Origin of the sequence: Nonomuraea sp. NPDC049684, from assembly GCF_044465345.1 — a bacterium.
In the GTDB taxonomy this organism is placed as follows: Bacteria; Actinomycetota; Actinomycetes; order Streptosporangiales; family Streptosporangiaceae; genus Nonomuraea.
In genome coordinates this window covers 186900-210337 of sequence record NZ_JBITLO010000017.1, presented here as the reverse complement: position 1 = coordinate 210337, position 23438 = coordinate 186900, and the positions used below count along the sequence as shown (strand labels likewise).

The 23438-nt window shown below is 72.6% G+C and carries 23 protein-coding genes and 1 tRNA gene; 14 read left to right on the top strand and 10 right to left on the bottom strand.

All coding sequences use genetic code 11. The features are described from left to right. The first annotated feature begins 563 nt into the window (after nt 1–563). The 4 genes from ACIBST_RS40425 to ACIBST_RS40410 all read left to right on the top strand — a co-directional run bounded on the left by ACIBST_RS40425 (nt 564) and on the right by ACIBST_RS40410 (nt 2751). Nucleotides 564–1136, top strand: coding sequence for an RNA polymerase sigma factor (locus ACIBST_RS40425; protein ID WP_397178809.1), 573 nt, complete (start codon nt 564–566; stop codon nt 1134–1136). Then, nucleotides 1129–2019, top strand: a complete 891-nt coding sequence (locus tag ACIBST_RS40420; protein WP_397178808.1) for a CU044_5270 family protein — start codon at nt 1129–1131, stop codon at nt 2017–2019. Before ACIBST_RS40425 ends, ACIBST_RS40420 begins: the two co-directional genes overlap by 8 nt. 141 nt (nt 2020–2160) lie before the next feature. Continuing rightward, a complete protein-coding gene (locus ACIBST_RS40415; protein WP_397178807.1) occupies nt 2161–2589 on the top strand; it encodes a hypothetical protein in 429 nt (142 codons plus the stop codon). A gap of 36 nt (nt 2590–2625) precedes the next feature. Then, nucleotides 2626–2751, top strand: coding sequence for a hypothetical protein (locus ACIBST_RS40410; protein ID WP_397178806.1), 126 nt, complete (start codon nt 2626–2628; stop codon nt 2749–2751). A 56-nt stretch (nt 2752–2807) separates the two neighbouring features. On the opposite strand, the gene ACIBST_RS40405 is transcribed toward ACIBST_RS40410, so the two are convergent. The 3 genes from ACIBST_RS40405 to ACIBST_RS40395 form a co-directional block, all read right to left on the bottom strand. Further along, nucleotides 2808–2883 (bottom strand) — tRNA-Ala (locus tag ACIBST_RS40405). A 15-nt stretch (nt 2884–2898) separates the two neighbouring features. Further along, nucleotides 2899–3627: an HAD-IA family hydrolase gene (locus tag ACIBST_RS40400; RefSeq protein WP_397178805.1), complete on the bottom strand. Its 729-nt coding sequence runs from the start codon at nt 3625–3627 to the stop codon at nt 2899–2901. Nucleotides 3628–3642: 15 nt separating this feature from the next. After that, nucleotides 3643–3762, bottom strand: a complete 120-nt coding sequence (locus ACIBST_RS40395) for a DLW-39 family protein (protein ID WP_020542320.1) — start codon at nt 3760–3762, stop codon at nt 3643–3645. Nucleotides 3763–4434: 672 nt separating this feature from the next. Here ACIBST_RS40395 and ACIBST_RS40390 point away from each other — a divergent pair. The 3 genes from ACIBST_RS40390 to ACIBST_RS40380 are packed head-to-tail and all read left to right on the top strand — an operon-like array spanning nt 4435 to nt 7916. After that, entirely contained in the window at nt 4435–4647 is a 213-nt protein-coding gene (locus tag ACIBST_RS40390) for a heavy-metal-associated domain-containing protein (protein WP_397178804.1), read from the top strand. Further along, complete coding sequence (locus ACIBST_RS40385; protein ID WP_397178803.1) at nt 4644–5690, top strand: hypothetical protein; 1047 nt, start codon at nt 4644–4646, stop codon at nt 5688–5690. The genes ACIBST_RS40390 and ACIBST_RS40385 overlap by 4 nt, the downstream gene beginning before the upstream one ends. A gap of 21 nt (nt 5691–5711) precedes the next feature. Continuing rightward, nucleotides 5712–7916: a heavy metal translocating P-type ATPase gene (locus ACIBST_RS40380; protein WP_397178802.1), complete on the top strand. Its 2205-nt coding sequence runs from the start codon at nt 5712–5714 to the stop codon at nt 7914–7916. On the opposite strand, the gene ACIBST_RS40375 is transcribed toward ACIBST_RS40380, so the two are convergent. Both ACIBST_RS40375 and ACIBST_RS40370 read right to left on the bottom strand, forming a co-directional pair. Continuing rightward, entirely contained in the window at nt 7909–9075 is a 1167-nt protein-coding gene (locus ACIBST_RS40375) for an MFS transporter (protein WP_397178801.1), read from the bottom strand. The two genes, ACIBST_RS40380 and ACIBST_RS40375, sit on opposite strands and share 8 nt — an antisense overlap. Further along, complete coding sequence (locus tag ACIBST_RS40370) at nt 9072–9521, bottom strand: carboxymuconolactone decarboxylase family protein (RefSeq protein WP_397178800.1); 450 nt, start codon at nt 9519–9521, stop codon at nt 9072–9074. Before ACIBST_RS40370 ends, ACIBST_RS40375 begins: the two co-directional genes overlap by 4 nt. Nucleotides 9522–9588: 67 nt before the next feature. Between ACIBST_RS40370 and ACIBST_RS40365 the strand changes: the two genes are divergently transcribed. Beyond that, nucleotides 9589–10971 (top strand): PLP-dependent aminotransferase family protein, encoded by a 1383-nt coding sequence (locus ACIBST_RS40365; protein WP_397178799.1) that lies wholly within the window; start codon nt 9589–9591, stop codon nt 10969–10971. Here the strand turns inward: ACIBST_RS40365 and ACIBST_RS40360 are convergent. Beyond that, entirely contained in the window at nt 10965–11459 is a 495-nt protein-coding gene (locus ACIBST_RS40360) for a universal stress protein (protein WP_397178798.1), read from the bottom strand. The two genes, ACIBST_RS40365 and ACIBST_RS40360, sit on opposite strands and share 7 nt — an antisense overlap. Nucleotides 11460–11594: 135 nt before the next feature. Here ACIBST_RS40360 and ACIBST_RS40355 point away from each other — a divergent pair, with 135 nt between their 5' ends. The 3 genes from ACIBST_RS40355 to ACIBST_RS40345 are packed head-to-tail and all read left to right on the top strand — an operon-like array spanning nt 11595 to nt 17624. Beyond that, on the top strand, nt 11595–14792 hold the full coding sequence (locus ACIBST_RS40355; protein ID WP_397178797.1) for a BTAD domain-containing putative transcriptional regulator: 3198 nt from the start codon (nt 11595–11597) through the stop codon (nt 14790–14792). Between the two features lie 35 nt (nt 14793–14827). Then, nucleotides 14828–14989 (top strand): hypothetical protein, encoded by a 162-nt coding sequence (locus ACIBST_RS40350; RefSeq protein WP_185844989.1) that lies wholly within the window; start codon nt 14828–14830, stop codon nt 14987–14989. A gap of 49 nt (nt 14990–15038) precedes the next feature. Further along, nucleotides 15039–17624 (top strand): LuxR C-terminal-related transcriptional regulator, encoded by a 2586-nt coding sequence (locus ACIBST_RS40345; protein WP_397178796.1) that lies wholly within the window; start codon nt 15039–15041, stop codon nt 17622–17624. A gap of 83 nt (nt 17625–17707) precedes the next feature. Here ACIBST_RS40345 and ACIBST_RS40340 read toward each other — a convergent pair whose 3' ends face one another. Continuing rightward, nucleotides 17708–18400, bottom strand: a complete 693-nt coding sequence (locus ACIBST_RS40340) for a hypothetical protein (RefSeq protein ID WP_397178795.1) — start codon at nt 18398–18400, stop codon at nt 17708–17710. Between the two features lie 181 nt (nt 18401–18581). On the opposite strand from ACIBST_RS40340, the gene ACIBST_RS40335 reads away from it, so the two are divergent. Further along, the gene (locus ACIBST_RS40335; RefSeq protein WP_397178794.1) at nt 18582–19970 is read left to right on the top strand and encodes an MFS transporter; all 1389 of its coding nucleotides are present in this window, start codon (nt 18582–18584) and stop codon (nt 19968–19970) included. A 21-nt stretch (nt 19971–19991) separates the two neighbouring features. On the opposite strand, the gene ACIBST_RS40330 is transcribed toward ACIBST_RS40335, so the two are convergent. Then, nucleotides 19992–21329: an aminotransferase class I/II-fold pyridoxal phosphate-dependent enzyme gene (locus ACIBST_RS40330; RefSeq protein WP_397178793.1), complete on the bottom strand. Its 1338-nt coding sequence runs from the start codon at nt 21327–21329 to the stop codon at nt 19992–19994. Between the two features lie 36 nt (nt 21330–21365). Here ACIBST_RS40330 and ACIBST_RS40325 point away from each other — a divergent pair, with 36 nt between their 5' ends. Continuing rightward, complete coding sequence (locus tag ACIBST_RS40325) at nt 21366–21992, top strand: FMN-binding negative transcriptional regulator (RefSeq protein WP_397178792.1); 627 nt, start codon at nt 21366–21368, stop codon at nt 21990–21992. 187 nt (nt 21993–22179) lie between these two features. Continuing rightward, on the top strand, nt 22180–22656 hold the full coding sequence (locus tag ACIBST_RS40320; RefSeq protein WP_397178791.1) for a GbsR/MarR family transcriptional regulator: 477 nt from the start codon (nt 22180–22182) through the stop codon (nt 22654–22656). Here ACIBST_RS40320 and ACIBST_RS40315 read toward each other — a convergent pair. After that, complete coding sequence (locus ACIBST_RS40315) at nt 22653–22877, bottom strand: helix-turn-helix transcriptional regulator (RefSeq protein WP_357974147.1); 225 nt, start codon at nt 22875–22877, stop codon at nt 22653–22655. The two genes, ACIBST_RS40320 and ACIBST_RS40315, sit on opposite strands and share 4 nt — an antisense overlap. A 2-nt stretch (nt 22878–22879) precedes the next feature. Further along, nucleotides 22880–23299: a hypothetical protein gene (locus tag ACIBST_RS40310; RefSeq protein WP_397178790.1), complete on the bottom strand. Its 420-nt coding sequence runs from the start codon at nt 23297–23299 to the stop codon at nt 22880–22882. Between the last annotated feature and the right edge of the window lie 139 nt (nt 23300–23438).

Below are 23438 nucleotides of genomic sequence, written 5' to 3'. Positions count from 1 at the left end.
TCCGGCACGATCCACGGGGGCTGCTCGCCCTTCCTCACACCGTGATCAACTCGAAGGCGATCACCAGTATTCCTAGATCATTTTGTTAGGAGTTCGTAGCAGGCCCACCCAGCGACCAGTCACCGAAGGCGCGGGGTGCGCCGCCAGGCGCCCGATTAGGAATCGCCTGAGGCGTAGAGCGCAAAGCGCCCCAATGGCGAAGACCATTGGGGCGAGCACGAGCCAGCCATACCACCCAACCAAGACCGGGTGGGTGGTATCCGGCCCACCTACAAAGTGCAGCCTAGGAGATTCGAACTCCTGACATCCTGCCTGCAAAAACGATCTGATCTTCAAGCACAACAGCCTCGACCTGCACCGCCGGCTCCCTGAGCGACCGTGACTGACCACTACTGACCCCCTTAATGGCACGCCAATGGCACGGCGATCACGACCGCCATCTACGCGGAGACCGAGGCAACCACACATGCACCAGCCTCCCCCCGCCCCTGCTAGCGCTGCGGGAAAGTTGACAGGGGTTGCGGCGAAGGGAGAGCAACAACCGTTCGCAAGAGGGTGAGAGCGTGACGAGCGAGACGTGCGAGCAAGTGGATGACGACGAACTCGTCGCCCGATTCCGGCTGGATGCGGAGGAGTTCACGGCCGTCTACGACCGTTACTTCCGGGAGGTGTACCTATACGTGGCCGGCCGCCTCGATGTCCAGGCCGGAGAGGACATCGCGGCCGAGACGTTCTGCCTGGCCTTTCGTGACCGGGAACGCTTCGACCCCCCCCGCGGAGGGATACGACCGTGGCTGTTCGGCATCGCCACGAACCTCATCGCCCGCCACCGACGCAAGGAAGCGCGCCACTACCGGGCGCTGGCCCGTACGGGCGCCGAGCCTCCCGCCGACAGCCATGAGGACCGTGTGGTCGACTCCGTTGCGGCACAACGTATGGGAACCCGCCTGGCCAAGGCCCTAACCACACTCAACGGGGGCGAACGCGACGTGCTGACGCTGATCTACCTGGCGGAGCTCACGCACCAGGAGGTGGCCGATGCCCTCGGCATCTCCTATGGAACCGTCGGCTCCCGACTCAACCGTGCTCGCAAGAAGATTCACCAGGCGATGGCCAAGGAGGACAACCATGGATGACCTGCGCGAGATCCGTCCCTTGCTCGCCAAGCCCGACCCATCTCCCGATGTGATCGCCCGGCGACGCCAACAGCTCCGTTCCAGCATGTACCGCCGCGCCCCTCAGCGACGAGCACGGTGGCTTTTGATCCCAGCCGCTGCCGTGACCATCACCGCCGCACTCGTGATCGTGCCCAGCCGTTTCGACGACTCCCAACCGTCGATCAGAAGCGCAAGGGACATCCTGCTCGTGGCCGCCAGCACAGCAGAGCACACCCCTGAAGGCTCCGGCACGTACTGGCACATCACCGTCACCCATGAGGGATCTCCGAAAGCGGAGTATTGGTACCGGCGCGACGGTCAATTCTGGCTCAAAGGCGAAGGGATGGGGCTCAAAAGCAATGGGCTGAAGGGTGAGGGCAAACTCTTCAAGTTCCCTGGAAAGCCCCAGCCGTTCGCGGTGGGGCCGTTGCGCATGAGCTTCCAGGAGCTGCGGCGACTGCCTACCGACGAGAGCGCCCTGTACTCCCAGCTACTGTCGGCTGTCACCCAAAGCGATATCCGCACCGGCGCAGGATCGCCAAGCACCGCCGAGCAGGACGGCTTCGCCATACAAGCGTTGATCTCGCTGATCAGTGAGGCGCCGGTCTCACCTCAAGTCCGCGCCGCCGCCTACCGAGCGCTCGCCTCACAACCTGGGGTCGTGGACCTCGGTGAGGCTGACGGGGGGCGACGCCTCAAGATCCCGCTGGCTCCCGGTGAGGGCACAGTGGTCGTGGATCCGGACACCGCAAGGGTTCGCAACACCCCCGTCTGGGTTCCCCTCACTGGAGGAGTCGCTTTCACCCAAAGCGGCGGCGTGACAATCGACGCCGAATGGACAGACCGACTTCCGACGGAGTGAAGCGAGTCCAGCCGAGCAGCAGCTACACGAAAGCCCAGGCCAACGACCTGGGCTTTCGTGTGTGTGGAGTTGCTGTCAGCACTGCTGTCACCACTGCGCCGGGACCTGCGAGATCGTCCCGGGCCGTAGGACTATGTCCTCATGTCAGTGACCGAGTTCGCCGGTGTGACCAAGGACAAGCATCGTGGCGTCACTTCCCCGGGAGGGCTGTACGAGTTCTGGACCGAGGAGGGTGCCCACGTCTACCTTCACGACACCGACTTCAGGCGCCTGACCTACAAGCCCGGCAGGCCGCCGATGTTGGAACTGGAGTTCATCTACGCCCCACAGTGGACTCCACCCGAACTGTCGAAGACACCTGTCGTGGTCTTCCGGTTCGAAGACGTCCGCCTCGTCGAATGGATCGAGGACCAGGAAGGCCACGACTGTGTGGCCGCCTTCCCTGATGCCCCGCCGGGCCAGGTCGGGCAGTTCGACTGGGATGGCACCGACATGTTCACCCTGGACACCTTCATACTGCGCTTGATCTTTCACGCGCCGCGAGCAGCGGTGACCGTACAAGCGAATTAAGCGGAGAGGCCATGCCTGGCCGACCTGAAGGCGCGCATGGGACACGACAGTGACCGAGCGGCGCTGATCTATCAGCACGCCACCCGCGACGCGGACCAGAGAATCGCCAACGCGCTGAGCGCCCGCGTAGAAGCCGAACAAAAGAAGATCGCCAAAGGCTAATGGCACGTTAATGGCACGAACGCCGCTTCCCATGATCAGAGAAGCGGCGTTTGGGCTGGTGGAGCCTAGGAGATTCGAACTCCTGACATCCTGCTTGCAAAGCAGGCGCTCTGCCAACTGAGCTAAGGCCCCTTCGACGAAGATAGCTTACCGGGCCGGGGAAGCCACCCGCGTCGTCCCGAGGTCGTCGCTCAGCACCAGGCCTGGGAAGTCCGCGATGGAGTCCAGGATGTGCGTGGCGCCGCCCTTGAGCAACCGTTCTCTGCTGTGCACGCCGGTCATCACCCCCGCCACCACGGAGGCTCCGGCCCGGCGCCCGCAGAGCATGTCGCTCTCCGAGTCGCCGACGACCGCCACGTGCCGTACGTCTGCCACGCCGAGTCGCAGCACGGCGTGCAGGACCATGTCCGGCCAGGGACGGCCGCGGCCGCCCGCGTCCTCCGGGGAGATGGCCAGGTCGACCTTGTCGTGCCAGCCGAGGACGCCGAGCACGCGGCTGAGCGTCGTACGGCTGAAACCGGTGATCAGGGCGAGCTTGACCCCGGTGCCGCGGAGTTTGTCGAGCATCTCCAGGACCCCGGGCATGGGCTCCAGTCCGGCACGTTCCAGCGCACCCTCGTAGGAGCGCTCGAACGTCAGGTTCGCCGCCTGGGCCTGGGCCTCGTTGCCGGGGAAGATGCCCCGGAAGACATCGATCTTGGGACAGCCCCGGGACCGGTGCACGTGAACCATGGCACGCGCGTACGCTCCGGTCCCGGGCACTATGCCCTGGGTGGCGATCGCCTCGGCGAAGGCGCGCTCGACCATGGCGATGTCACCGACTGTGGTGCCTGCCAGGTCCAGGCACGCCAGCTCGATGGGGACGACGTCACTCATCGCCTCGCCGGTCGGTTAGTTCTCGCTGCCGGTCGCCTCGGTCCAGAGATCGAGCTCGGCGCGGTCGGCCTGCACCTTACGCCAGATCAGCAATCCCCCAAGGGCGATCAGCGCCAGAACGAGCAGCTTCTTCACGGTGTGACCCCACTTCTTCGACGGTCTCACCTGCCGGGGTGAGACCCAACGGTTGACATGCAGCCTAGCAAGGGATGGCTGCGCTCCTTGTGTTGCGCACGAACCTGATGTGCGGCTTGTGCGTAGAACGAGCCTTCAGCTCGGCCTGGATCACCCTCTTCGACCCCGGCCTGTCTCCATCCCGTCCTGGGCAAACCTGCCAATCACTTCGGACAACATCCCGATCATGCCAAATATCCGGACGTCCTGCGCGCGCGGTATACCCCCGCAGGTATGTTACATCCCCCCGCCGTCCAGTTCATGGTGATCGCGGGACGCGTTCGACATCGGCGTCGCGTTGCCGAGGGGGTGCTGGGCGAGCTCGTACTTCGCTGGGCCGGGAGGTCGGCGGGTCGCCGGACTGCGTCCCCACGAGGACGTCCGCCATGACCGGGAAGGCGCGTCCGGAGGGGGCTGGTTCTCCGGCGGTTCTCCGACGGTTCTCCGGCGGTTCTCCGGCGGTTTCAGGATGCCTTTCCGGGCAACGCGGTGGGGGCCGCCATGGGGACCGGAGGCGCGGGACGTCCGTGCGCGAAAAACCGTGAGCTGGATCTCATACCCTCTGAAATACCCTAGGGGGGTACAGTGTTAGAGTATTCGGCAGGAACCGGAAACGCGTTGAAGGAGACCGTAATGAGCACCGCCACCTACACCGTCAAGGGCATGACCTGCGGCCACTGCGTGAGCTCGGTGAAGGAGGAGGTCAGCGGCGTGGCCGGCGTCACCGGCGTCGAGGTCGACCTGGCCAGCGGCCGGCTCACCGTGACCAGCGAGAGCCAGGTCGAGGAGTCCCAGATCGCCTCCGCGGTCGAGGAAGCCGGATACGAGCTGGTCGGGCAGTCATGAACACCGCCGCCAAGCTCGGCTCCTACGCCCTGGGGCTCGCCGTCGTCTTCGGCGGGGCCCTGGGCGTGGGCCGGGCGGTCGGCCCAGTGGCCCAGGACCCGCCGACACAGAGCCACACCGCCATGGCGAAGGGCCAGGAGGGCCGAGATGGCCAGGAGGGCCAAGAGAGCCAGGAGGCTCAAGAGAACCAAGAGGGGCACGAAGGCCAAGACGCCCTCAAGGGCCAAGAGGGCCATGAAAGCCAACAGGGCCACGAAGGCGAGAAGAGCGAAGGCGAGAAGGGCCAGGAGCAGACGTCCGGCGACACCCCCGGAGGGCTGCAAGTGTCGCAGGACGGATACACCCTCAACCCCCTGACCCCGATCGAGACCGGCAAGGCCACCGACTTCCGCTTCGCGGTATCCGGCCCGGACGGCCGCCCGGTAACCGCCTACCAGGTGGAACACGACAAGAAGCTGCACTTCATCGTCGTCTCCCGCGACCTGACCACCTTCCTCCACCTTCATCCGGAGATGACCCCCGACGGCATCTGGTCGGTAGGGCTGACGCTGCCGGAGGCGGGCGCGTACCGGGCCTTCGCCGACTTCGTCCCGACCGGCGGTGAGAAGCTGACGCTCGGCGCCGACCTGCAGGCGGCCGGCGACTACCGTCCGAAGCCGCTGCCCGAGGCGAGCCGCTCCTCGAAGGCCGGCGACTACACTGTGAGCCTCGACGGAGACCTGGTCCCCGGGCGGGCGAGCAAGCTCACCCTCTCGGTGAGCAAAGACGGCGAGCCGGTCACCGACCTGCAGCCCTACCTGGGCGCGTACGGCCACCTGGTCGCCCTCCGCGCCGGTGACCTGGCCTACCTGCACGTGCACCCCGAGCAGAGCGAGAAGGCCGGTCCGCAGATCACCTTCTACGCCGAGGTGCCGAGCATCGGCGACTACCGGCTGTTCCTCGACTTCAAGCACGGGGACGAGGTCCGTACCGCGGACTTCACGGTGCGCGCCACGCAGGGCGACGCGGAACCGCCGTCCCCCAAGGCCACCCAAAAGCACTGAGACGCTGAGAAAGGAGAGGTGATGTCTTCCCTCACCGAGGAAAAGGCCGTCGAGCTCACGATCGGCGGAATGACGTGCGCGTCCTGCGCCAACCGCATCGAGCGCAAGCTGAACAAGCTTGAGGGCGTGACCGCGACGGTCAACTACGCGACGGAGAAGGCGAAGGTCACCTTTCCGGACGGGCTCGACCCCCAGGCGCTGATCAGCGAGGTGGAGAAGGCCGGGTACACCGCCGCGCTCCCGGTCGTCCAGAAGCGGGAGGAGCAGGCCGAGCCCGCCGACGAGCTGCGTCCGCTGCGCGACCGGCTGATCGCCGCCGTCACGCTGAGCGTGCCGGTGATCGCGATGGCGATGGTCCCGGCGCTGCAGTTCACGAACTGGCAGTGGTTGTCGCTGGTGCTGGCCGCGCCGGTCGTCGTCTACGCGGGCTGGCCGTTCCACAAGGCCGCCTGGACGAACCTGCGCCACGGCGCCGCGACCATGGACACGCTGATCTCCATCGGCACGCTGGCCGCGCTCGGCTGGTCGCTGTGGGCGCTGTTCTTCGGCACGGCGGGCACGCCGGGCATGACGCACCCGTTCGAGCTGACCATCGAGCGCACCGACGGTTCGGGCAACATCTACCTGGAGGCCGCGGCGGGGGTGACCGCGTTCATCCTGGCCGGACGCTACTTCGAGTCGCGTTCCAAGCGGCGGGCGGGGGCCGCGCTGCGCGCCCTGATGGAGTTGGGCGCCAAGGACGTCGAGCTGGCCGACGGGCGGCGGGTGCCGGTCGAGCAGCTCAAGGCGGGCGACACGTTCGTCGTGCGGCCGGGTGAGAAGATCGCGACCGACGGCGTGATCGAGGAGGGGGCCTCCGCGGTCGACGCCTCGATGCTGACGGGTGAGTCCGTGCCCGTCGAGGTGCGTCCGGGCGACGCCGTCACCGGCGCGACCGTGAACGCGGGCGGGCGGCTGGTGGTGCGGGCCACCCGGGTCGGCGCGGACACGCAGCTCGCCCAGATGGCCAAGCTGGTCGAGGACGCCCAGACGGGCAAGGCCGAGGTGCAGCGGCTGGCCGACCGCGTGTCGGGCATCTTCGTCCCGATCGTGATCGCGCTGGCGGTGGGCACGCTGGGCTTCTGGCTCGGCACCGGCAACGGCGCGGGAGCGGCGTTCACCGCGGCGGTGGCCGTGCTGATCATCGCCTGCCCGTGCGCGCTCGGCCTGGCCACGCCCACGGCGTTGCTGGTCGGCACCGGCCGGGGCGCACAGCTCGGCATCCTGATCAAGGGGCCGGAGGTGCTGGAGTCCACCCGCCGCATCGACACCATCGTCCTGGACAAGACCGGCACGGTCACCGAGGGCAGGATGACGCTGGTCGACGTGCACCTGGCCGACGGCGAGAGCCGCGAGGAGGTGCTGCGGCTGGCCGGCGCCATCGAGCACGCCTCCGAGCACCCGATCGCGCAGGCCATCGCCAGAGAGGCGAACTCCGACGCGACCGTCGAGGACTTCGCCAATGTCGAGGGGCTCGGCGTGCAGGGCATCGTGGACGGGCACGCGGTCCTGGTCGGCCGGCCGAGGCTGCTGGCCGAGTGGTCGCAGCACCTGCCCGCCGGCCTGGCGGCCACCCTTGAGGAGGAGCAGGCCAAGGGCCGCACGGTGGTCGCGGCCGGCTGGGACGGCAAGGCCAGAGCGCTGCTGGTGGTGTCCGACGTGGTCAAGGAGACCAGCGCGGAGGCCATCGCCAGGCTGCGCGCGCTGGGCCTCACCCCGGTGCTGCTGACCGGCGACAACGAGGCCGTCGCCCGGCAGGTCGCGGACGAGGTCGGCATCGACGAGGTGATCGCCGAGGTGCTGCCCGCCGACAAGGTGGACGTGGTCAAGCGGCTGCAGTCGGAGGGCAAGGTCGTGGCGATGGCCGGCGACGGCGTCAACGACGCGGCCGCGCTCGCCCAGGCCGACCTGGGCCTGGCCATGGGCACCGGCACGGACGCCGCCATCGAGGCGTCGGACCTGACCCTGGTCAGGGGCGACCTGCTGGTGGCCGCCGACGCGATCAGGCTCTCCCGCCGGACGCTCGGCACGATCAAGGGCAACCTGTTCTGGGCGTTCGCCTACAACGTGGCAGCCCTGCCGCTGGCCGCGCTCGGCCTGCTCAACCCGATGATCGCGGGGGCCGCGATGGCCTTCTCCAGCGTGTTCGTGGTCAGCAACAGCCTGCGGCTACGCCGCTTCAGGTGACCGCCAGGGCCCTGCGCTGAGCCCATCTGACGGCCGGTGCCATCGCGGCGCCGGCCGTCATGAACGCCAGCCCCAGCAGCAGCCAGCTCACGGTCCCGCCGTCGAGCACGAGCGTGGTGAGCACGGCCGGGCCGAGCATCCTGGCCACCGCCGTGCCGGTGCCGAAGAACCCCTGGTACTGGCCCTGCCGGTCGTCGGGGGCCAGACCGAAGCCGATCTCCCAGGCCCCCGCGGCCAGGAGCATCTCCCCCGCGACCTGCAGGCAGCCCGCCGCGATCAGGAAGACCCACCCGTGCGGGCTGAGGGCGAACACCGCGCACGCGGCGAACAGCACGACGCCCGCCCGCCGGACGGCCGTGGAGGCGTCCCGCAGGTCGCGGACCCGGCGGGCCACGCGTACCTGGAAGAGCAGCACGCTGCCGGTGTTGAGCACGAGCAGCACCGAGACCATCCAGGCGGGCCCGGACGTGCGCTGCGCGATCCACAGCGGCACCACGAGGCTGAGCAGCGGCATGTAGAACAGCATCACCGCGTTGATCACCGTGACCAGCGCGTACGGCCGGTCTCTGAGCACGGCCAGCCGCGGCCCCGGCGCGGCCGGCGCGGGCCGTACGGCGGGCAGCCTGAGCAGGACCAGCGCGGCCACCAGGAAGCTCAGGGCGTCGAGCGTGAACACCGCGAGGTATCCGGCCCGGGTGCCGACGGCCAGCGCGACGCCGCCCAGCGCGGCCCCGACGGCCATGCCGCCGTTCAGCGTGGACTGGAGCACCGCCCGCACGACCGTGCGGCGGGCCGGCTCGACCAGCCCGGCCAGCAAGGCCTGCCGGGCCGCCGACAGGCCGGTCTGCGCGGTGCCGTAGAGGCAGGCGACCAGCAGGAACGGCGCGAACGAGCGGACGAACACGAACGAGCCGGCCGCCACCGCGGTCGTGAGCGCGAGCAGCACCGCCACACCACGCGGCCCCCGCCGGTCGGCCAGGTGCCCGAGCGGCACCCCCGCCACCGAGCCGACCGCCCAGCCCAGCGTGAGGCCGAGGCCGATCTCGGTGGCCGACAGCCCGACGACGTCGGCGAAGTAGAGCGCCGAGGTGACCAGGTACGCGCCGTCGCCGATGGAGTTGGCGAGCTGCGCGGCGGCGAGCACGCGCTGGGTTTTCATGACTTGTATGACTCCGGGGTCATCCGGGTGGCGACGCCCATCCTGTTCCAGGCGTTGATGGTGGCCACGGCCACGGTCAGCGCGGCCAGCTGCTGCTCGTCGAAGTGCGCGGCGGCCTGCGCCCAGACCTCGTCGGTGACGTCGTCGGTGGACAGGCGGGTGGCGGCCTCGGTGAAGGCCAGGGCGGCGCGTTCCTGCGGGGTGAAGAAGGGGGCCTCGCGCCAGGCGGCCACGGCGTGCAGCCTGGCGTCGCTCTCCCCCGCCTGCTTGGCGTCGGAGCTGTGCATGTCCACGCAGTAGACGCAGCCGTTGATCTGGCTGGCGCGCAGCCGTACGAGTTCGAGGAGGGGCTTGGGGAGGGTGCTCTGTGCCACGAACCGGTCCAGGCCGGCCATCGCCTTGTACGCCTCGCCGGCGAACTTCCCGAGTTCCATGCGTTCGGTCATATGGCCATCATGGCCGTACTCTTGTCCCGACATAAGCTCCAATTTCCGCCAAGTTGATTGGGCCAAGTTGGACGTTCACATCAGCCTTCAAGGGCGCGGTGACCTGGCCGCACAGGTCTACCGGCAGCTTCTCGACGCCATACTCGACGGACGCCTGCGCTCGGGCGAGCGGCTGCCGCCGACCAGGGAGCTGGCCGGCCGGCTGGAAATCTCAAGGAACACGGTGGCGGTGGCCTACGACCGGCTGGTGGCCGACGGCTTCCTGGTCGGCCGGGCGGGGGCGGGCACGTTCGTGTCGGCCGAGCCGGTGCGCGGCCGGGCCGCGCCCAAGGGGGTGGTCAGGCCGCGGGCGTTCTGGCGGGAGCTCGGGCAGGCCGTCGAGACGCCGCCCGCCCGGTACGACTTCCGCGTCGGCGTGCCGGACGCGCGGCTGTTCCCGATGGAGACCTGGCGCAGGCTGGTGGCCAGGGAGCTGCGGGTGGGGCTGGCGACGTACGAGCGGTCGTCCGGCTATCAGCCTCTACGTGAGGCTATTTCGCGTCATATCGGGATCAGCCGGTCGGTTCATGCGGGGCCCGACGACGTCCTGATCACCAACGGCGCGCAGCAGGCCCTCGACCTCATCGGACGCGTCCTGATCGAGCCCGGCACGACCGTCGCCGTCGAGGAGCCCGGCTACCCGCCCGCCCGCCGGCTGTTCAGCTCGCTCGGCGCCCGCGTGATCGGCGTGCCCGTGGACGCCGAGGGCCTGGACGTGGCGGCCATCCCCCGCTCGGCCGGCCTCGTCTACGTCACGCCCTCGCACCAGTTCCCGCTGGGCACGCCCATGTCGCTGGCCCGCCGCGCCGCCCTGCTCGCCTGGGCCGAACGCCGCGCCGCCGTGGTGATCGAGGACGACTACGACAGCGAGTTCCGCTTCGGCGAACGCCCGCTCGAACCCCTGCAGAGCCTCGACCGGTCGGGCCGGGTGATCTACGTGGGCTCGTTCTCGAAGACCCTGCTGCCCATGCTCAGGCTCGGCTTCCTCGTCGCCCCCGCCTCGCTGGGCCCGGCCCTGTGCGCCGCGCGACAGCTCTCCGACTGGCACGGCGACATGCCCACGCAGGCCGCCCTGGCCCGTTTCATCGACGAGGGCCTGCTGGCCAGGCACATCAGGAAGGCGACCCGCGAGTACGCCGCCCGGCACGAACTCGTCACCGCGGCGCTGGCGGGGGACGAGCGGCTGCGGCTGATCCCGTCCGCCGCGGGCCTGCACGTGTGCGCCCGCCTGGCCCCCGGCGTGTCGCTGGGAGCCGTGCCGGACCTGGCCGTCGAGCAGCTCGACGCCTACTGCGGCGAGAGCCCGGCGCAGCCGGGCCTGGTCCTCGGTTACGGCGCGATCGGGCCGCGCGACATCGGCCCGGGCCTGCGCCTGCTCACCGGCAACCTGAGGACGACGCCTGGTCAGTAGTCGCGCCGGCTCCAGAACCGCCGCGCCCGCTCCCCCGACAGCTCCGGATCGTCCGGCGGCGAGGGCTGCTGCACGATGACGACGGTCGTCTTGGCGTGCCGGGCGCAGTACATGCTGGTGGAGGGCAGCAGGATCCTGCTCAGCAGCCGCCGCCGGCCCCGGCCGAGCACCAGCAGGTCGCCCTCGCGGGCCAGGTCGACGAGGTGGTAGCCGGGGTCGCCGACCTTGCTGAGCGTCGCCACGCGCAGGTCGTCGGGGACGCCCCCGGCGACGTCCTCGAACACGCCCGCGATCACCTCCGCGCAGCGCGACTCCTCGCCCTGCCGGATCGCGTGCTGCACGGGCAGCGCCTCGGGGAAGGGATGGACGGGCGCACGACTGACGTGAACGGCCACCAGAGCCATCCGGTGCAGCCTGGCCGCGCCGATGGCCCAGGCGAGTGCCCAACGCGAGGCCGGGGACTCGTCCACCCCCACGATCAGCCTCACACCGCCAGGCAGATCCTGTTCCACGGTGCCTCCTGGAAATGAAGTACGACCATAGTGCGCCAACCGGCGAGTTACCGGGAGGTGGCACTTTGCGAACTCTGGAGTCCCCCGCGAGCCCGGGCGTAGCATGCGGGGGTGGAACGAGGGTGGGTGCAACCCCGTCCCGCCCTCGACCGGCGGCTCGACGGGGCGCTTACGCACAGGCTCACCACGCTCGTGGCCTCTACAGGCTACGGGAAGTCGATCGCGCTCGCCGGTTGGAGCCACGCCGTGGGCGGCGTCCTGCACCTGCTCGGGCCCGCCGACCGCGACCTGCCGACGCTGGCGGGCTCGGTGGCGTCGGCGCTGGCCGAGGCCGTCCCGGAGCTGCCCGCCGACCTGCTGGCCGCGGCCGGGGCGCCGCTCGGCCCCGGCGCCGACGAGCTGTCCAGGGCCGCCGCGCTGGCGGGCGCGCTGGCCGAGGCGCTGGCCCGGCGGCTGACCAGGGGGCTGGCGCTGGTCTTCGACGGCGTCGACGCGATCATCGGCGCGCCCGGCTCGGTGCGTTACGTCGAGACGCTGGTCCGCGCCGCGCCCCGGCACCTGCACCTGGTCACCGCCTCGCGGGCGCCGCTGCCGTTCCCGACGGCCCGGCTGCGCCAGGACCACGAGGTGCTCGATCTCGACGCCACCGACCTCGCGCTCACCCCGTCCGAGAGCGCCGCCTGGGCCAGGGAGCGGCTGGGCGAGCAGGGGGCGGGCATCGCCGCCCGGCTGCACGAGGCGTGCGCGGGCTGGCCGGCCGCCGTCCAGGCCGCGCTCGACGCGCTGGCCCGCGAGGAGCCGGCGAGCTGGCCGCGTACCGCGGCGAGCCTGGCCGCCAACTCGGCCACGCTCGAACACCTGACGCTCGCCGCGTTCAAGGACCTGCCGGCGGGCATGCGGGAGCTGCTGCGCGCGGCGACCGTCCTGCCGGTGCTGACGTCCGGCCTGGCCGCCACGCTCGGCGCGCCGCCCGACACGCTCGCGGCGCTGACCAGCCGCGGCCTGTTCATCGAGGCCGACCAGGACGGCCACCGGCTGACCTCGACCAGCAGGCACGTCCTGGCCAGGCACGCCCCGCTCGACCGGCACGAGGCCCACGACGTGGCCGCCGTCGCCGCCCGCTGGTACGTCGAGCACGACCAGCCCGAGCTGGCCCTGCGTGCCGCCGTCGCGACCGCACACCCCGACCTCGCCGCGTCGCTGCTCAACTCCCACGGCCCCCGCCTGGCCGAACGCGGCGACGTGATCGCCGCCCTCGACCTGCTGCCCGAGCAGGCCAGAGGCTCGCCGCCGATGCTCAGGCTGGCCGGCATCGCCGAGCAGAACCGCGGCCACTGGACCCGCGCCCACGACCTGCTGGCCCGCGTCGCCGACGGCCCCGCCTTCGACGCGTTCGTGGCCAGGCGGCTCGGCTTCATCGACCACCTCCGCGGCGACCTCGACGCCGCCATGGCGATGTACGCCAAGGGCCACGCCTACGGCTCGCCGCCCGCCGACGCCGCCATGTGCGCCGCCTCCATGGCCTCGGTGCTCTGGCTGAAGGGCGACCGGGCGGGCTGCGCCGAGCTGGCCGACCGGGCGCTGGAGCAGGCCGGCGGCCTCGGCGACCCCGGCGCGCTGGCGATGGCCAACACGGTGCTGGCCATGCTCGCCGCGCTCGACGGCGACCGCCGCGCCAACGACGCCTACTACCTACGCGCCCTGGAGTACGCCGAACGCGCCGGCGACGTCGTCCAGCTCATCAGGATCCGGGCCAACCGGGCCTCCCGCCATCTGGACGAGGGCGCCTACGCCGAGGCGCTGGCCGAGACGGAGGCCGCGAGCAGGCTGTGCGACCTGGTGTCGTTCGCGCCGTACGCCGCGCTCAACGTGGCCAACCGGGCCAAGGCGCTGGTCGGGCTCGGCCGGCTGGAGGAGTCGGCGATCGACGCCGCCGACGCGGTGGCCAGGTGGGAGGCGATGGGGTCGCGGCTGGTCAGCGTCGGGCTGGTCCGGCTGGGCGAGATCCACGCGCTGCGCGGCGACCGCGGGCAGGCGGCCGCCGTCTACCGCCGGGTGATCGCCGAGACCGGGCCGCTGGGCGAGGTGCAGACCCGCTCCAACGCGCTCAACGCGCTGGCCGAGCTGCTGGCCGAGGACGATCCCGAGGAGGCGGCCCAGGTGGCCGGGCAGGCGCTCGCGTACGCCGGCGGCATCGCCGGGGTCTCCGCGCGGGTGGCCGCGGCGCACGTGGCCCTGGCCGCCGGCCGTCGCGACGAGGCCGCCCGGCTGGTCGGCGAGACCGAGCCGATCGCCGTGGAGCGCAGGGACCACGCGGCCCAGGCCGTGCTGTGCGAGCTGCGCGCCCGGCTCGACGGCGATCCCGCGCAGGCCGACGAGGCGGTGCGCAGGTGGGCGGCGCTCGGCGACCCGATCGGGCGGGCCAGGGCCGAGCTGGTGCGGGCGGCCCTGTCCGATCCGGTGAGCGGGGGTGAGGTGGCCGTACGGGTGCGCGAGCGGCTGCACGCGATCGGCTGCCGGGCGCTCGACGACCGGATCGACGAGCTGATCGCCCGCGCGGCGCCCGTGCCGGGGGCGGCGGTGGTGATCGAGACCATGGGAACGTTCCGGGTGCTGCGCGGCGCGGTGCCGGTCCCGCGTACGGCCTGGCAGTCGCGCAAGGCCCGCGACCTGCTGAAGATCCTGGTCAGCCGCCGGGGCGGCGCGATCAGCAGGGAACGGCTGGTGGAGATCCTGTGGCCCGAGCAGCGCGACGACGCGGTCGGGCTGCGGCGGCTCAACGTCATGGTCTCCACGCTGCGCGCGGTGCTCGACCCGGCCCGCGAACGGCCCGCCGACGACGTCGTGGTCTCCGAGGAGGGCGCGCTGCGCCTGGACCTGGCGCACGCCGACGTCGACGTGGAGCGCTTCCTCGACCTGACCGCCGGCGCCGTACGGCTGGAGCAGGCCGGCCGCGCCGCCGAGGCGCTGGAGCGGTGGACGGCGGCCGAGAGCGCCTACGGCGGCGAGTTCTGCGAGGAGGACCCCTACGCCGACTGGGCGGTGGGCCTGCGCGAACAGGCGCGGCTGGCCTACGTGCAGGCGGCCGCCCGGCTGGCCGCGGCGCGCACCCGCGAGCGGCGCTACGACGAGGCCGCCCGCTACTGGCTGCGCCTGCTGGAGCGCGACGGCTACGACGAGCGCGCCCACCTGGGCCTGGTGCGCGTGCTCGACCTGGCGGGCCGGCGCGGCGACGCCCGCAGGCGCTACCACCTCTACGCCGAGCGCATGCGGGAGCTGGAGGTCGAGCCCGCGCCCTACCCCACCTGAACCAGACCTGAACCGTCCGGGGTGATGGTGATCCGATGAGGACGGTCATCGTACGGCTGGTCGAGCCCGAGCAATCCGGCGGCCAGCTCCGCGGGCTGCTCGAAGAGGTGGGGGGCGAGCCGGTGCCGTTCAGCGGCGCCGACGCCGTGATCACCCTGTTGCTGAACGCGGCCGGCCTGAACCGCGATCCCGCCTGAACCTCGCGCGAACCTCGGCTCGCCACCATCTGTGGTGAGAGGAGGCACGATGAGCGAGCAACTGGGGAGTGGATGGCCGTTCGTCGGGCGAGGGGGATCGATCGCGACCGTGCGCGCGGCGCTGCGGTCGGGAGCGGGCGCGATGATCGCCGGTGAGGCGGGCGTCGGCAAGAGCAGGCTGGCCGCGCAGGCGCTGGCCGGCCTCGACGGGTACGAGGTCGTGCGCGTGCTGGGCACGGAGACCGCGTCGACGATCCCGTTCGGGGCGTTCGCCCATGTGTTGACGGGGCCGCCGCGGGGCGGCGAGAACCTGCTGCGCTGGGCCGCCCGGCACCTGCGCAGGGGAGAGGGAGAGCTGCTGGTGAGCGTGGACGACGCCCACCGGCTGGACGCGGCGTCGGCGGCGCTGGTGCACTACCTGGCCGCCGGTGGGGAGGCCAGGGTGCTGGTCACGGTGCGTACGGGCGATCCGCTGCCCGCGCCGGTGGCCGCGCTGTGGAAGGACGAGCTGCTGACCAGGGTCGAGCTGCCGCCGTTCGGCCCCGACGAGGTCGGCCAGGTGCTGGCGGGCGCGCTCGGCGGCGAGGTGGCGGAGGGGACCGTACGGCGTCTGGCGGCCGTCACCGGCGGGAACGTGCTCTACCTGCGCGAGGTCGTCCATGCCGGGCGCACGTCCGGCTGCCTGGCCGAGAGCGGCGGCGAGTGGCGCTGGCGGGGCGAGCTGTCGATGACGACCCGGCTGCGCGAGCTGGTCGGCGCCCGGATCGGCCACCTGGACCAGGACGAGCGGGAGGTGCTTGAGCTGGTGGCGTACGGCGCGCCGGTGGGCGCCGAGCTGCTGGTGGCGCTGACCTCGCCGCGCGCGGTCGAGCGGGTCGAGGCCCGCGGCCTGGTCACGGTCACCGGCGAGGGCAGGCGCGAGCAGGTACGCCTCGGCCACCCCCTGTACGGCGAGGTGATCCGCGGCGACTGCGGCACCCTGCGGGCCAGGCGGCGGCTGCGGACGCTGGCCGAGGCCCTGGAGGCCAGCGGCCTGCGGCGGCGCGAGGACGAGCTGCGCGCGGCCGTCTGGCGGCTGGACAGCGGGTCGGCCGCCGCGCCGGAGATGCTGTTGTCGGCCGCGGGCCTGGCCTGGGCCAGGCGTGACCCGCGGCTGGCCGCCCGGCTGGCCAGGGCCGCGATCGAGGCGGGCGGGGGCGTGGCGGCGGTCGCGCTGCTCGGCCAGGTGCTGATGGTGCTGGGCGACCAGGACACGGCGCTGACGGCGCTGCGGCAGGCGGCCAGGAACGCCGTCACCGAGGGCGAGCGCGCCCAGCACGCCTTCAGCCTGGGCATGAACCTCGCCTGGGCGGGCGCCGACGCCGAGGCGTGCCGGGTGCTCGACCTGGCCGCCGGGTCCCTGACCGATCCGGCCTGGCGGCAGGAGGCGCACGTCTACCGGGGCGTCGCCGACTTCTTCGCCGGCCGGCTGGCCGGGGCCGCGGAAGCGCTGGCGCGGGCGCGCGCGTGCGAGCCGACGACCGTGCGCGGCGCGGCGCACGCGGCCGCGCTGGAGTCCTGGACCGACGCCTACGCCGGCCGTTCGGAGAGCGCGCTCGCCGTGGCCGGGCGGGCCCTCGCGAACCGGGACGACTGGGACGACGACGCCCCGTACGCGCTCCCGGCGCTGCTGGACGCGCGCTGCGCCGCCCAGGTGTTCGCCGGCCGCCTGGACGCGGCGGAGCGGACGGCCGCGGAGGGCATGGAGCCGGCGGCGGCCGAGCTGCCGGTGTCGGGGTTCGGGGCGTACCGGGCGATGGTCGGCAGGCTGCGCGGCGACGCGGCCGGCGCGGCCCGCTGGGCCAGGGACGACGCGGCCCGGCTGCCCCCCGGGACGCCGTACCGGGGGCGGTGCCTGGCCGAGCTGGCCCACGCGCGGGCGCTGCTGGGGGAGACGGCGGCGGCGCGGGCCGCGCTGGCCGAGGCCGAGGGGCCGGCCGCGCGGTGGGCGTTCACCCGGCAGCCGGCGTTGCAGGCCGCGGTCTGGGTGACGGCCTCGGCGGGCGACCTGGACCAGGCGGTGAGCCTGTGCCTGACGGCCGCCGGGCTGGCCGAGCGGCACGAGCAGTCCGGGCACCTGATGTTCGCGCTGCACGACCTGGTGCGGCTGGGCGCGCCGGCCCTGGCGGCCCGGCGGCTGGCCGCGCTCGCCGAACGGGTGGACGGGCCGCTGGCCGGGCTGTTCGCGCGGCACGCGCGGGCGGCGGGCGACCCCGCCGAGCTGCGGGACGTCGCCGCCGAGTTCGAACGGCTCGGCCTGATCCTGTACGCCGCCGAGGCCCTCGCCCAGGAGTCGGCGGCCCACCGCCAGGACGGCCGGGGCACGCTGGCCAGAGGGGCGCAGACCAGGGCGTGGGCGCTGGCCAGGCGGTGCCCGGGGGTCTCGACGCCCGCGCTGGTCGAGCTGGCCACGCCGGAGCTCACGCCGCGCCAGCGGGAGATCGTCAAGCTGGCGGCGGCCGGGCTGACGAACCGGCAGATCGCCGACCGGCTGACGCTGTCCACCCGCACGGCGGCCAATCACCTGCAGGCGGCCTACGAGAAGCTGGGGGTCAACGACCGCACGCAGGTGGGCCGCCTGCTGGCGGCACTCTAGGCCGGGCCGTCCACAGCCCTGCCGAAGAGGCTCCTCCCGAAGGGGCTCCTCGTGGCGCTGTCGTAGTGGCTCCTCGCGGTGCTTCAGACGAGCCCGCGGAGGCCGTCGTACAGGGCCTGGCGGTCGTCGTCCGTCATGGCCCGGTACGGGTCGGCGGCCCGCCGGTTCGTCTCGGCCTCGATCGCGGCCCGGACGGGACCGTCCTTCAGCGCGACGATCCCGTCCGCGGTCAGCCCGGCCGCGCGCCAGGACTCGGCGTGCGCGTCGGCCCGGTGGTAGCGCAGCGCGGCGAGCCGGTTGAACAGCAGCAGGCCGGCGGGGGCGGCGTCCGGTTCGTACGGCGGCGCCATCACCTCCAGGGCGCCGCCCGGCACGCGTACGGCCCGGTCGAGCACCCCGCCGACCGACGCGGCGAGACCGGCCACGTCATGGCCCGCCCAGACGCGGCCGGCCGCCTCGGCGTGCGCGGCGTACAGGCCGTCCACGAACGCCCGTCCCTCGGAGGTGAGCCGCAACGCGCCTCCGGCGTCCCGTTCGAGCGTGCCCTCCCGCAGGTGGACGCCGACGGCTTCGGTGACGTCGCCGTACCGGTGGACGGCGGCGAGCGCGGCCGCGGTCACCGGGCGCAGCGGGAGCACGAAGCGCAGGTCGTTGAGGAGGCCGCAGGTCAGGCCGGTGCGCTCGGCCAGGTCCAGGACGGCTCTGCCGGCGGCGGCGTGCACGTCGACGTGGGCCGCGTCGATGACGGGGGCGATCGCCGCGGCAAACTCCCCCAACCCCTGAAATTTCGGCATTGAGCGTCATTATGGCGCTGAATCCGTAGCCCATCAGCAGGAAACCGTAATCGCCTGGCTCCAGGGTGAGGGACGTGACCTGGGCACTGGCGACCGGGGTCAACCGTCCGGCGTCCGCCGGTGTTCTTCCACCGCCCGGTTCCTCCCTCCCCTGGAGTCCCTGATGTCCCTCGGTCCTCGCTGGGCGGCCCTGCCCGTGGTGCTGGTCGCGGTGTTCATGACCACGCTCGACTTCTTCGTCGCGAACGTGGCTGTGCCCTCGATCCGCGCCGACCTGGGAGCGGGCGACGCGGCGAGCCAGTTCGTGGTCGCCGGTTACGGGCTGGCGTACGCGGCGGGCCTGATCGTCTCGGGACGGCTCGGCGACCTGTACGGGCCGCGCCGCCTCTTCGCCGCCGGCCTGGCCCTGTTCACGCTCGCCTCGGCGGCCTGCGGCGGCGCGCCGGACGCCGCCGCGCTCGTGCTCGCCCGGGTGGCGCAGGGCGTCGCGGCGTCGCTGCTCGCGCCGCAGGTCCTGACGCTGATCGGGACGCTGTTCCCGGGCGCGGGCCGGGCCAGGGCGTTCGGCTGGTACGGCACGGTGGTGGGCCTGGCCGGGATGAGCGGCCAGGTCGTGGGCGGGCTGGTGGTGGCGGCCGATCCCCTCGGGCTCGGCTGGCGGGCGTGCTTCCTGGTCAACGTGCCGATCGGCCTGGCGGCGCTGGCGCTGACCGGGCGGCTGGTCCCCCGGGTCGCCGGGGCCGGGTCGCGTGCGGGGCTGGACCTGCCGGGGGCGGCGCTGGTCGCGGCGGGGCTGGCAGGCGTCGTGCTGCCGCTGGTCCAGGGCCGCGAGGAGGGCTGGCCGCAGTGGACGTGGGCGTGCCTGGGCGGCGCGGCGCTCATGCTGGCGGCGTTCGTCCGGCGGCAGCGGCGGCTGGCGGCGACCGGCCGGGAACCGCTGCTGGACCTGGCGGTGTTCGGCGAGAAGGGGTTCACGGCCGGGCTGGCGGCGGTCGCGCTGCTGTTCGGCACCTCCGCGGGCCTGTCGTTCGTGCTGGCCCTCCACCTCCAGGACGGCCTCGGCCTCGGTCCCCTGGCCGCCGGGGCGGTGTGCACCGCGCTGAACGTGGGCTTCTTCCTGGCCTCGCCGCGCGCGGCCCGGGTCCCGCGCCCGGCCGGCCCGCTGGCGCTGCTGCTCGGACTCGGTCTTCTCCTCCAGGCGGGGGAGTCGCCGTACCTGGTGGCGGGCGCGCTGCTGGTGGCGGGCGCGGGGATGGGGCTGGTCATGTCGCCGCTGCTGTCGTCGGTCCTCGCGTCCGTACGCCGGGAGCGGGCGGGCGCGGCGGCCGGGGTGCTGGGGACCGTGCAGGAGACCGGCGGCGTGCTCGGCGGGACGATCACCGGCGCGGTGTTCTTCGGCTCCCTGGACGCCGGCTGGCCCGCGGCCACCAGTGCGGCCCTGCTCGTGCTCATCGTGGGCGCGCTGGGCGTCCTGGCCCACTCGGTACGCCGCCCGCGGCGCCCCCGCCGCCCCGAGCCGTGCCCGGCGATGTCCCTGGAGCCGAACCGCTGATCGCGGGGCCCGCCCGGGACGTCAGCCGTACCGGCCGGACGTGGGCGGGCGCAGGGCGGCGGCCAGGTCGTCGGCCAGGCGCGGCAGCTCGCCGGGCCGCAGCGTGGAGACCGTCAGCCGCAGCGCGGGCGGCGTGCGGACGCGGTTGCGCGCGCCCGGCGCGGCCGCCCAGCCGAGGGCCAGCAGCCGGGTGACGGCGGTGGTCTCGTCGGCGACCGGGACCCAGACGTTGAGCCCGCTGCGGCCGTGCGCCCGCAGGCCCCGCGCGGCCAGCGCGTCGATCAGGCCGTCCCGCCGACCGGCGTACGCGGCGGCCACGGCGGCGGTGTCCACAGCCTGTGCACGCCACAGGTGGGCGACCGCGCGCTGGAGCAGATGACTGACCCAGCCGGCGGCCAGCCGCTGCCGCCCGCGCAGCCGGTCGAGCGTGACGGGATCGCCGGTGACCAGCGCCAGCCGCAGGTCGGGGCCGAACGCCTTGGCCGTCGAGCGGGTGAGCAGCCAGCGGGTGGTCACGCCGGCCAGCGGATGGAGGGGCAGGTCCACCAGGCTCGCGCCGTGGTCGTCCTCGATCAGCACCACGTCGGGGCGGGTGGCGAGCAGGGCGCGCAGGTCCGCTGCCCGCCGGGCGGTGACGGCCGCTCCGGTGGGGTTCTGGGCGCGGGCGGTGATCACCACCGCTCGTACGCCCGCCCGCAACGCCCGGTCGAGCTCGTCCGGCAGCGGGCCCTCGTCGTCCAGCCGCATCGGGACCGGCCGCAGCCCCAGGGCAGCGACCAGGTCGAGCAGGGCCGTCCAGCCGGGGTCCTCGACGCCGATCGCGTCACCGGGACGAAGGTGGGCGTTCAGGACGCGTTCCACCGCGTCGAGGGTGCCGGAGGTGATCGCCAGCGGCGCGGCGGGCACGCCATCCGCACGCAGCCGGGCGGCGGCCAGCGAGAGCAGCTCCTCGTCGTCACCCGTGCCGTACATGGCCGGACGCTGCTCGTGCGCCCTGGCGGCGGCGGCGAGCGCCTCGTGCAGCGGCGGCAGCAGGGCCGGGTCGGGGTTGCCGTGCGACAGGTCGCGCACGCCCGGCGGCACCTCGATGCGGATCTCCTCGCGGGTCGTGGTGGCCGGGCGCGGCCGGACCCGCGTGCCGCGCCGACCCGCCGTCTCGACGATCCCGCGCTCGCGCAGCAGCCGGTAGGCGGCCGCGGCGGTGTTCGGGCTGACCTCGGCCGTGGCGGCCACCTCGCGCACGGGCGGCAGGTGCGCCCCGGGCGGCAGCAGGCCCGCGGACACGGCGGCCTCGACGCCCGCCGCGATCTCGCTGGCCGTCCCACCGACGATCCTGTATGTTTCTGACACAAAGTACATACTGTACTAATACAAAGCTCGGCGGGAGGGTTTCACGTGCTCATTCACCCCTGGGACGCGGCACGCGACGACGACGAGTGGCGCGCCTGGCTGGCCACCCGCGACTTCGGCCAGCTGGCCGCCAACGGCCCCGGCGGCGGCCCGCCCGTCGTCGTCCCCACCCACTTCCTCTTCGACGCCGCCGCCGGGGAGGTGCTGCTCCACCTGGCCAGGCCGAACCCGGTGTGGGCGGCGATCGAGCGCGATCCGGCGGTCCTGCTGAGCGTGCACGACGACTACGCCTACATCCCCGGCAGCTGGCGCACGGGCGACCCCGAGACCGGCGTGCCCACCAGCTATTACGCCTCCGTCCAGCTCGCCTGCCGGGCCGAGGTGGTGGACGACCCCGAGGTCAAGGCCGAGATCCTGCGCCGCCAGCTCGCCCACTTCCAGCCCGACGGCGCGCACGGCGTCGTGGCGGCCGGCGAGGGCCCGTACCGCCGGCAGCTGCCCGGCCTGCGCGGGCTGCGGCTGACGGTGGTGGAGGCGCGCGCCAAGTTCAAGTACGACGGCCGCCAACCCGTCGAGGTCCGCGAGCGCGTCGCCGGGCTGCTGGCCGAGCGCGGCCTGCCGGGCGACGCCGGAGCCAGGGAGCAGCAGCTCAGGCGGATGGCCGAGCGCTGAAGCAGGTGCGCGACATGCGGAACGAGGGCCCGTTTCTCCCGGTAGGCGCTCCGCCTCTCTCCAGGACGGCATGAACTGCTCGCGCGAACACCCCCGACGATCATGGCTCCGGCCTCAGCAGTGCACCCCTCGTTGCTCCTAGTATGTGACGACTCACACAGAGCGATGTCGATGGAGAGGGTCCCACATGCAGTCGCCGGACGGTCCGGGCCGGGAGCAGCTGCTCGACTGGGTCGAGCGGGTGGCGGACTTCGTCTCCGAGGAGTGGGGGCTGGCTCCGATCACCGGCCGCGTCCTGGGCTGGCTCATGGTCTGCGACCCGCCCGCGCAGACGGCCTCCGACCTCGCCGACGCCATCGGCGCGAGCCGCGCGTCCCTGACGACGACCATGCAGCTCCTGACGTCGATCCGGGTCGTCCACAAGCTGCGCAGGCCGGGGGAGCGCAACGTCTACTACCGGATCGAGGACGACGCCTGGCCGAAGGTCCTGCGCCAGAAACTGGCCGCGTTCACGGCCTTCGACGCGCTGGCCGAGGAGGGCCTGCGCCTCGGCTGGACGTACGAGTCCCAGACCGCCCGCATCCGCTCCGCGCACGACGCCGTCGCGGCCGTCGCGACCGCTCTCGACAGCCTGTGGAAAACCGACGAGCCTGTGGATAACTAGCCTTCGGCGTCCGGGTACTGGAAGACGTCGTCCAGAGGCACCCGGAACACCCGGGCGATCTGAAAGGCCACCTCAAGAGAGGGTGAATACCGGCCCTGCTCGATGGCGATGACGGTCTGCCGCGTGACGCCGACCCGCTGGGCCAGCTCGGCCTGCGTCATCTCCCCGTGCGCGAACCGCAGGGCCCTGATGGAGTTGGTGACCTTGGTCGGTTTGCCCATGCCTACAGGCCCCTCCGGTAGGCGAGCAGCCGCAGCGGGGTGGCCACCAGAGTGGACAGGACGAGCGCGGCGTAGATGGCGTTGGCGATCCAGAAATGGTCGGCTTCCGCCATGGTCAGGCCAAGGGGGACCACCATGGAGGCGGCCAGGACGACACCTCCGACATGTTGGGCGGAACGGTTGATTTCCCTGTCTCGCACGTCGCTCTTGTGACTCTCGCTGGGCTTCACGATCTCGACCACGATACGGCCCGCGATGGACAGCACGACGCTGATCCCGATCGCCCACGCCATCGGCGCGACATAGGGGACGGCGCTGATCGGGCCGTCGCCGGCCCGGCCCAGGATGACGATGACGTAGGCCACGTAGGCGCCGGCCGTCGCCACGAGATAGACCCAGGCGCCCTTTTCCTCGTACGACATCACAAGCAGGGAAGGTAAAACAATCCAGACATCGTGTCAATGATTTCAGACTTGTCCACGACTGTGGACAACTGTCCCCAACCTGTGGATAACTTTGCGCCGTTTCCGCAGCGGCCCGGAGCCCCAACGGCGAAACAGC

Coding starts and splice junctions, on each gene's coding strand:
- ACIBST_RS40375 (WP_397178801.1), bottom strand. CDS start 9,075: ATGAAAACCCAGCGCGTGCTCGCCGCCGCGCAGCTCGCCAACTCCATC.
- ACIBST_RS40390 (WP_397178804.1), top strand. CDS start 4,435: ATGAGCACCGCCACCTACACCGTCAAGGGCATGACCTGCGGCCACTGC.
- ACIBST_RS40420 (WP_397178808.1), top strand. CDS start 1,129: ATGGATGACCTGCGCGAGATCCGTCCCTTGCTCGCCAAGCCCGACCCA.
- ACIBST_RS40315 (WP_357974147.1), bottom strand. CDS start 22,877: ATGGGCAAACCGACCAAGGTCACCAACTCCATCAGGGCCCTGCGGTTC.
- ACIBST_RS40320 (WP_397178791.1), top strand. CDS start 22,180: ATGCAGTCGCCGGACGGTCCGGGCCGGGAGCAGCTGCTCGACTGGGTC.
- ACIBST_RS40380 (WP_397178802.1), top strand. CDS start 5,712: ATGTCTTCCCTCACCGAGGAAAAGGCCGTCGAGCTCACGATCGGCGGA.
- ACIBST_RS40385 (WP_397178803.1), top strand. CDS start 4,644: ATGAACACCGCCGCCAAGCTCGGCTCCTACGCCCTGGGGCTCGCCGTC.
- ACIBST_RS40345 (WP_397178796.1), top strand. CDS start 15,039: ATGAGCGAGCAACTGGGGAGTGGATGGCCGTTCGTCGGGCGAGGGGGA.
- ACIBST_RS40400 (WP_397178805.1), bottom strand. CDS start 3,627: ATGAGTGACGTCGTCCCCATCGAGCTGGCGTGCCTGGACCTGGCAGGC.
- ACIBST_RS40335 (WP_397178794.1), top strand. CDS start 18,582: ATGTCCCTCGGTCCTCGCTGGGCGGCCCTGCCCGTGGTGCTGGTCGCG.
- ACIBST_RS40330 (WP_397178793.1), bottom strand. CDS start 21,329: ATGTACTTTGTGTCAGAAACATACAGGATCGTCGGTGGGACGGCCAGC.
- ACIBST_RS40370 (WP_397178800.1), bottom strand. CDS start 9,521: ATGACCGAACGCATGGAACTCGGGAAGTTCGCCGGCGAGGCGTACAAG.
- ACIBST_RS40410 (WP_397178806.1), top strand. CDS start 2,626: ATGGGACACGACAGTGACCGAGCGGCGCTGATCTATCAGCACGCCACC.
- ACIBST_RS40350 (WP_185844989.1), top strand. CDS start 14,828: ATGAGGACGGTCATCGTACGGCTGGTCGAGCCCGAGCAATCCGGCGGC.
- ACIBST_RS40415 (WP_397178807.1), top strand. CDS start 2,161: ATGTCAGTGACCGAGTTCGCCGGTGTGACCAAGGACAAGCATCGTGGC.
- ACIBST_RS40310 (WP_397178790.1), bottom strand. CDS start 23,299: ATGTCGTACGAGGAAAAGGGCGCCTGGGTCTATCTCGTGGCGACGGCC.